Genomic DNA, 7,882 nt, shown 5'->3' on the forward strand with positions numbered 1-7,882 from the left:
CCCCGGCCCCGCGGCAGGGGGCGCGGGATCTGCGGCGGGCACGGGCGGGTCGTCGAGCCGGGGCTGGCTGAGCCAGACCGGCTCGGACCCGCTGCCGATCGCGCTCGGGGCGGGCGCGCTGCTCGCCGCGGGTGCGGCAGGCGCGGTCTACGCGAACAAGCGACGTCACGACGTGCGCACGGGGCGCTGAAGTCCCCGGCCACCACTGGCGTGCCCGAAGTTCTCGAGGTCGGACGGGAAGGCCCTCACGCGGACGTGTGAGGGCCTTCCTCCGCTCGTCTGGCCGAATGGCGAGACGAGGCGACAGCTGGATGTCTCGAGGTGCCTCGCGCACCTGCACCCGATGAGAGATCGGAGCGGTACCCGCACATGGAGCTGAGCGACTACCTGTCGATTCTCAAGAAGCGTTGGCTCACGATCTCGGCGCTCGGTGTGGCCGGCGTGGTCATCGCGGTCGGCGCGAGCCTGCTCACGACCCCCATGTACACGGCGAGCACGCAGCTCTACGTGTCGGTGCAGGGCGGGACCTCGACCAACGACCTGCTGCAGGGGTCGAACTTCACTCGTCAGCAGGTGGCCTCGTACACGTCGATCGTCACCAGCCCGCTCGTCCTGGGCCCGGTGATCGACGACCTCGGTCTCGGGCTGCGGGCGGGGTCGCTCGCCGAACGCGTCTCCGCGACGTCGCCGTCCGACTCGTCCCTCGTGAACATCGAGGTGCTCGACGAGTCCCCGGCCGTCGCGGCCGCGCTCGCCGACACGATCGCCGAGGAGTTCCGCAGCGTCGTCGCCGACCTCGACAGACCGACCGACGGCAGTCCCTCCACGGTCAAGCTCACCGTCGTCCGGAATGCTGCGGCACCCACCGTCCCGTCGGTGCCGAACACGAAGCTCAACCTGGCGCTCGGCCTGCTCCTGGGTGTGGCGATCGGTGTAGGCATCGCGATCGTCCGCGAGATGCTCGACACGGTCGTCCGCTCGGCGGCTGCGGTCAGGCAGCTCACCGACGTGTCGGTGGTCGGGGTCATCGGCCTCGACGACCACGCCTCGGAGCGGCCCCTGATCGTCCAGGACGCGCCGCACAGCGCGCGTGCGGAGTCCTTCCGTCGTCTTCGTACCAACATCCAGTTCCTCAACCTCGCGAGCCGCCCGTCCTCGATCGTGGTGACGTCGTCGTTGCCCGGGGAGGGGAAGTCGACCACCACCATCAATCTCGCGATCGCCCTCGCGGACGCAGGCAGCAAGGTCGCGCTCGTCGACGCCGACCTTCGGCGGCCGAGCATCGCCAAGTACCTGGGCATCGAGGGCGGCGTCGGACTGACGACCGTCCTCATCGGGCAGGCGACCGTGGAGGACGTCGTGCAGCCGTGGGGCAACGGCCTGCTCCGCGTGGTGCCGTCGGGCCAGGTCCCCCCGAACCCCAGCGAGCTGCTCGGCTCGGACGCGATGACGGCTGTGCTGGACGAGCTGGTCCGTGATCACGACGTCGTCCTGATCGACACGCCGCCACTCCTCCCGGTGACCGATGCTGCCGTGCTCGCGAAGTACGTAGGTGGTGTCCTCCTGGTCGTCGGTGCGGGCAAGACGCACCGGCAGCAGCTTGCCGAGGCGATCCACTCGCTCGACCGGGTCGAGGCGAACACCCTCGGTGTCGTGGTGAACCGGGAGCCGCAGTCCCGCTCGAGCGCGTACGTGTACTACGAGTACTCGCAACAGGCCGGTGACGGTTCCGCCGGTGCTCGCAGGACCCGAGGTGCGCGTACGGAGCTCGCGAGTGCGGCTACGCCCGCGGTGGCGCGACCAGGGTTCCCCCCGCGGGACGGCTCGTCGCTCGAGGCGGTCGACGTGCCTGCGGCGTCGGTGTCGATGCCGATCGGGTCCGAGGTGGACGAGGGCCTGGGACGTGCGTCGACTCCGCCGCAGCACGTCCGCGGTCCACGGTGACGGCACCGCCCCTCGGGAGACGGGCCGTCCGCGCCGGCGCGGCCCGGGTGGCGACGAGAGGGAGCTCGCGCCAGCTGGTCCTCGGGCAGCTCGTCGGCCAGGTTGCGCTGGTCGTGGCGATCCCGTTCCTGACCCGTCTTCTGCCGGCCGGCGAGATGGGGGCGTACCAAGCCGGTTTCTCGATCGCTCTGGTCCTCCAGCCGCTCGCCACGCTGCGGCGCGAGCTCCTGATCCCCGTCAGCCGAGCGGCGGACACGCGCCGGCAGCGCCGTGTCGCGGTGGTGTTCGCGGGCGCCTGCACGGCCGTCCTGGCTGCCGCCGGGTTGGTGCTGCACCTGGTGTCGTTGCGGCACGCTGCGGACGTTCTGCTGGCGACCGCGTTGATCCTCTTCTCGACGGCGCTGATGACCGTCGAGAACGCCTACCTCATCCGGCAGGGCGCGCTGAGCAGGCTGGCGGCGCGCAACCTGCTCGCGGGCTCCGTCGCGGCGGTGCTCCAAGTGCTGACGGCCCTGGCCGTGCCGACCGCGGCCGCCGTCGCGGGCGCGTTGCTCCTCGGTCGAGGCGTGGCGACGGCCGTCACCGTGGTGCGTCGGTCGGTGGACGAGACGCATGACGAAGCCGGGGCTCGTCGCTCGCAGCGCGCGGTCAGCGCGATCCTCTCGGCGATGGTGGCCAACGCCTCGTCCCAGGCCGTGGTCATCGGATCGTTCGTCGTGCTGGGCCCGGTGGCCTCGGCCACCGTCGGCGTGGGGCAACGGATCGGGGGTGCGCCCACGACCCTCGTCGGACAGGCGTTGTCGCAGGTCGCGCTCGGCTCTGCTGCACCGCTCATCCGGGAGCGCAGACCTGGACTGGCCCCGCTGCTGCGACGTCAGACGCTCCGTACCGCGGCGGTCGCGGCGGTCACCGCCGCCGGTCTCATGGTCGGCGCGCCGCTCCTGGCGGTGCCCGTGCTCGGTGCGGGCTGGGGAGAGGCGGGGATCGTGACCGCGGTCTTCGCGATCCCGCTGAGCCTGCAGCTCGTGGCGCTGCCGGTGACGACCCTGCTCATCCCGCTCGGGTACGAGCGTCAGCTGCTCGGCCTCCAGTGCGGGCGGTTGGCGCTCATCCTCGGGACGCTCGCGCTCGCCTCCGCGGTGACCGGCGATCTCGTCGCGGCCTGCGTCGCGACGTCCATCGCCTGGACGCTCGCCTACGTGCCCATCCTCTGGATGTCGTTCGCCGCTGCCAGGGCGCACGACAGAGCGGCCATGTCGGACGCAGTCGAGCCCGTGCCGTCGGAGACGCGGTAGCGCGCTCGCGGCGAGCGGTGTCTCGAGATTCCGGTGCGGGCCGCGTCGGGTGAGCGTCCGGTGCCGGCCGTGCGTCGCTCTCGGTCTCGGCTCAGTGCGTGACCGCTGCGGAGACGACTCAGACAGCTCCGCGCGGCGTCCACCTCGCGCGCCCGAGACGACGGAACGCGCGGCGGGCGAGACGGGGCGACAGCTTGGCCGCCGCGCACGTCACCAGGGTTCTCCTGTCGTCCCGCACGTGGAGGAGCAGGTCTCGCCACGGGACCATGGAGGGCAGCCGTTCCACGAGTGCGTCGGTCCCTCGTGGGAACCGCCACGCCTCCCGCAGGGCGCGTCCGACGACCATCGCCCGGAACCGTGCCCGGAGATCGTTGACCGTGGTCGGATCGGGGAGCTTCGTCAGCGACGCCTCGGCGAGGTTGAGGAGGGCGACGAAGTTCTGCGGCTGCGGGACGCCGCCGTTGCTGATCGAGCCGTCTCGCTGCACGTACGTGTACAACGTCTCGGGAACCGTGGCGACCCGTCGGAGCTCGGGAAGGAGACGGATCACCCCACCGTGGTCAGACTTCGAGCGCAGCGGTGGGAACACGTCACCGGTGAGCACCTCGCGTCGGAACAGCTTGTTCCACAGAGCCCCGGAGCCGAGCAGGATGCAAGCCACGGCATCGCGACCGAGGAGAAGTGCGGCGTCGTCGTAGCGCGCCACGTCCTCACGCTGCGTCAGGGCGGGGCCGAAGCGGTGCTCCGCGCCGCACACGACCACGTCCGCCTGCAGACGGTCGGCGTTCTCGACCATGATCTCGAGGAAGCGCGGCGACCACTCGTCGTCGACGTCGACGAACCACACGAACCGGCCGCGAGCGGCGCGCAGCGCCGCGTTGCGCGCGTGGGCGACACCGCCGTTCGTCGGTAGACCGATGACGCGGACGCGGTCGTCGTCGGCGGCGATCTGCTCGACCAGGGACAAGGTGTCGTCGGTGGACCTGTCATCGATCACGACGACCTCGAAGTCGTCGAACGTCTGCCGCAGGAGTTCGCGGAGTGCCGTGCCGACGTACTCGGCGGCGTTGAACACAGGGAGCACGACCGTCACGGTCGGAGACGAGGCGCTCACGGCGCGACCACCTGCTCGCGCGTCCCCAGCACCTCGGAGGCGAGAGCGCGGAGCACGACCGCTGCCTCGTCGACGGCGGCGGCCTGCACGGCCCTCGACGCCGCCACCTCGTCCAGGTAGCTGGTGAGCGTGTCGGGACCGGCCTCGTCATCGACCGGCCGGACCGTGAGTCGTCCCGCAGCGAGCGTCCTCGCGATCTTGACGTCGGGGTGTGCGAGGACCGCACCGACGGCAGCCCCGTCCACCGCCGCGACGATGAGTGCGTGGATCCTGTTGCTGAGGACGACCACCGCCCGGGCGTAGGCGGACCGGGCGACGGACTCGATCTCGGTGAGGTCGCCGCTCGCCGCGTGAAGCAGCGGCGCGCCGAGGCGGCCTGCGAGGTCTCGGCTCGCCGGGAGGTCGCGACGCGTCTGGGCGACCACCGCGAGTCGGAGCCGACGTGACGCCGCCCAGTCGACGATCGTGGAGAGCGCGGCGTCCGACGGCTGGGGCCGGTCGCCGCGGTAGCTGAGCACGACCAGGTCGCGGCTCGCTCCGTCCGCGCGGGCGGGCAGAGCGAACGCCCAGTCGGGCGCGACGTCACCGCGTCCGAACAGGTCGCGCGAGACGGCGTCGCGCCACACGTTGCGCGTGACGAGCCGAGCGGCGACCTCGTGCCCGAGGCTCAGCGGGCGACGTCGGTCACGCGCGCCGACTCCCAGCCGGAACGCCGGGTTGCCACCGACCCGGGCTGCTGCCGCGAGGAGGGCGCCCATCGTGCCCAGCACGAGCTCGACAGGCGTCGACGAGATCTCACCCGGGTTGGCGAAGAACGTGCCTCGGTCACGCCGACAGAGCGTCGCCACCGCGGATCCCAACCATCTCGACCGGGAGGTGTACAGCACCGTCCCTGGAGGGACGTCAAGTGCCCCGACGTAGTCCGACGGCGCATGTCCGACGTAGACGTGCCACTCGCCCACGGGAGCGAGCTCGGAGATGAAGGCGCGCCGCAGCAGGGCGTCGCCGAGGTTGTCGTACTGACCTGTGAGGTAGGTGAACGCCCGGTGCCGTGGGTGGTTGGCCCGCGGCAGTGGTGGTGTCGTCATGGGTGACCCTTCCTCGTCGACGGTCGGTCGGACACGTCCGCCAGTCGCTGCGGATCCTGCACGCCTTCGGTCGGCGGGGTGCGTGAGGTACGCGCGAGCAGCGGCGTGAGGGCGAACAGCGCCATGAACGGCAGCACCTCGACGGACTGGTAGATCAGGCTCTGGACGATCGCGGCGAGGAGCCCGGCACGGAACCACGGGACCTCGCCCGGGGTGGCCCACGTGGTGACCGCCATCAACCCGTAGTAGGCGAGGGCTCCGAGGAGACCGAGGCTGACCAGCACCTGGAGCACACCGGACTCGGGTGAGGCCACCGCTCCGCCCGGTGCCAGGTTCGATGTGATGTTCGTGTACTCGCCCGCGTGGCTGCCGATGAGAAGCGGCGACCGCGACCACAGGTCCAGGAGGGTCTGCCACGCGTCGATCCGTCCTGCGTTGCCGGCGCCGTCCGGGCTGAAGATGCTGAGGAATCGTTGCAGGTACGTGTCGGTGGGGGCGGCGACCAGGAACGCAGCGGCCAGCGCACCGCCGGCGACCAGCGCTCGGGCGACGAGGCTGAAGCTGCGCGACAGGAGGACGCCGATGGCGAGACCGGCGAGGATCAGGACCATGCCTGACCGGGAGTAGCTCACGAGCACCGCGACCATGCTGACGACTGCGGCGACGAGGTAGAGGCGTCTGCGTTGGACGGCGTGGATGCCGAGGAGGACGAAGGACATCAGTCCCAGAGCGATGGGATAGTGCAAGAAGCTCCCGGTCATGGCCGGCGGTCGAGCTTGCGTGCGCAGCGTGCCGAAGTCGGTCCCGGGGAAGACCGTGAGCCCGCCGAACTGCTGCATGAGGGCGACGACGACCATGATCGCGGCGCAGGTCACGAGGGCCGGCCCGGGTCCGCGGCCCGGGCCGAACTCGTACGTGAGGCCTCCGAGGAGCACCATCAGCCCGGCGAGAAAGACCATGACGACGGCGTAGATGGCCGCACCGGCCACTCGCCCGGGCTGAGCGGACGCCCAGACGGACAGCAACGACGCCACCACGAGCAGCCACCACAGGCCCAGCATCGTCGCGAAGTGCGGGGTGGGCCGCGCCCGGTGTCGCACCACCAGCACGGCCGCGAACAGCGCGACCGCGCCCGCCTGGATGGCGTAGCCGACGGTCTTGCCCAGGACCAGCTCGAAGAGGCCGCGGCTGGTGATCGCCAGCAAGGTCATGAAGAACAGCGCCGAGGGGAACGGGCGCGCCGCACCGCGAGGTCCGGAGACGTCCCGAGGATGGGCAGAGACCGACGCAGAAGCAGGGGTCCCGGTCCGCCGCGCGGTGGTCGTCGTCACGCGATCGTGCCCTGCGTCCTGGTGCCCCACTGCCCCGCCATCTCCCGGAACCTCCCGCGGCGGGCCTCGCCCGCGACGAGGTCGGGGTAGCGGCGGTAGAACGTCCACATCGCCCGCATCTCCAGCAACCAGGGCTTCAGCCGGAGCGACGTCGTCTCTCGGGCCCAGCTGTGGATCCAGCGGGCGTCGCCGACCACGTGGACGGGCGTCCCCTTGAGCCACGAACGAAGGCCGAGGTCGGAGTCCTCGTAGTAGACGAAGAACGCCGGGTCCCACGGCCCCTCGGTGCCGAACGACGCGAAGGTGTCACGGGTGGCGACGACGGCGGCACCGACGAGCCACGCGGCCGTGGCCGTCTCGCCCGGTCGCGCCTCGATGTGGTAACGACGCAGCACCCGCTCGACACCCAGGCGGCTGAGCACCTTGTTGGTGAGGCTCGGCACGCCGCGACCAGACGGCTGCGAGGCTCCGTCCGGGTACACGAGCTGCGGACCGACCAGGCCCGGGTGCGTGTCCAAGGCGTCCTCGAGGCGGGAGAGCGAGTCGAAGTCGACGACGACGTCAGGGTTCACGAATGCGACGTAGCTGCCGCGCGCCTGCCCGAAACCGGCGTTGTTGGCGCGTCCGAAGCCGACGTTGCGCGGCAGCTCGAGCACCTGGTCGGCACCGAGATCGCGTGCGGTCGCGGCAGACCCGTCGCGCGAGCGGTTGTCGACGACGATCCACTCGACGTCCGGTGGTCGTGGTGACGCCCAGTGCTGCTGGAGCGTCGCCGCGCTGTTGTACGTCACCGTGATGAGTGACCAACGTGGCGTCGTCATGACCAGGTCCAATCCCGTGAGGGGGGCATGGTGGGGCGACGTCCCTTCCAGCGGGGTCGCGGTGTGCGCGCGGACACGGACCGTCTCACCTGGCTCCCTCGGCAGCGACCATCGCGCGTGCGGTCTTCGCGAGGATCACGAGATCGCCGGCGATGGTCCAGTTCTCGACGTACGCGACGTCCAGCCGCATGGCCGCGCGGGGGTCGAGGTTCGACCGTCCCGAGACCTGCCACAGACCGGTGAGCCCGGGCTTCACGAGCAGCCGGCGGTGCGCCGCACGGTCGTAGGT

General features: G+C 71.2%; 8 protein-coding genes. 3 read left to right on the forward strand and 5 right to left on the reverse strand.

Features of this window, described 5'->3' with window-relative positions; translation table 11 throughout:
* The 3 genes from J7523_RS19615 to J7523_RS19625 all read left to right on the forward strand — a co-directional run.
* Positions 1-190: LPXTG cell wall anchor domain-containing protein (locus J7523_RS19615; protein WP_291890371.1), on the forward strand; the 190-nt coding region annotated here is incomplete at its 5' end.
* A 179-nt stretch (positions 191-369) separates the two neighbouring features.
* On the forward strand, positions 370-1,944 hold the full coding sequence (locus J7523_RS19620) for a polysaccharide biosynthesis tyrosine autokinase (protein ID WP_291890373.1): 1,575 nt from the start codon (positions 370-372) through the stop codon (positions 1,942-1,944).
* 47 nt (positions 1,945-1,991) lie between these two features.
* Positions 1,992-3,239: an oligosaccharide flippase family protein gene (locus J7523_RS19625; protein ID WP_291890375.1), complete on the forward strand. Its 1,248-nt coding sequence runs from the start codon at positions 1,992-1,994 to the stop codon at positions 3,237-3,239.
* Between the two features lie 118 nt (positions 3,240-3,357).
* On the opposite strand, the gene J7523_RS19630 is transcribed toward J7523_RS19625, so the two are convergent.
* From J7523_RS19630 to J7523_RS19650, 5 genes are all read right to left on the reverse strand, one after another.
* A complete protein-coding gene (locus J7523_RS19630; protein ID WP_291890376.1) occupies positions 3,358-4,353 on the reverse strand; it encodes a glycosyltransferase family 2 protein in 996 nt (331 codons plus the stop codon).
* Entirely contained in the window at positions 4,350-5,441 is a 1,092-nt protein-coding gene (locus J7523_RS19635) for a hypothetical protein (protein WP_291890378.1), read from the reverse strand. The genes J7523_RS19630 and J7523_RS19635 overlap by 4 nt, the downstream gene beginning before the upstream one ends.
* Positions 5,438-6,652 (reverse strand): O-antigen ligase family protein, encoded by a 1,215-nt coding sequence (locus J7523_RS19640; RefSeq protein ID WP_291890380.1) that lies wholly within the window; start codon positions 6,650-6,652, stop codon positions 5,438-5,440. Before J7523_RS19640 ends, J7523_RS19635 begins: the two co-directional genes overlap by 4 nt.
* 116 nt (positions 6,653-6,768) lie before the next feature.
* Complete coding sequence (locus J7523_RS19645; protein ID WP_291890382.1) at positions 6,769-7,593, reverse strand: glycosyltransferase; 825 nt, start codon at positions 7,591-7,593, stop codon at positions 6,769-6,771.
* 85 nt (positions 7,594-7,678) lie between these two features.
* A partial coding sequence (locus J7523_RS19650) for a sugar transferase (RefSeq protein ID WP_291890384.1) occupies positions 7,679-7,882 on the reverse strand: 204 nt, incomplete at its 5' end.

The sequence above is a fragment of the Cellulomonas sp. genome (assembly GCF_017744555.1).
Lineage (GTDB): Bacteria > Actinomycetota > Actinomycetes > Actinomycetales > Cellulomonadaceae > Cellulomonas.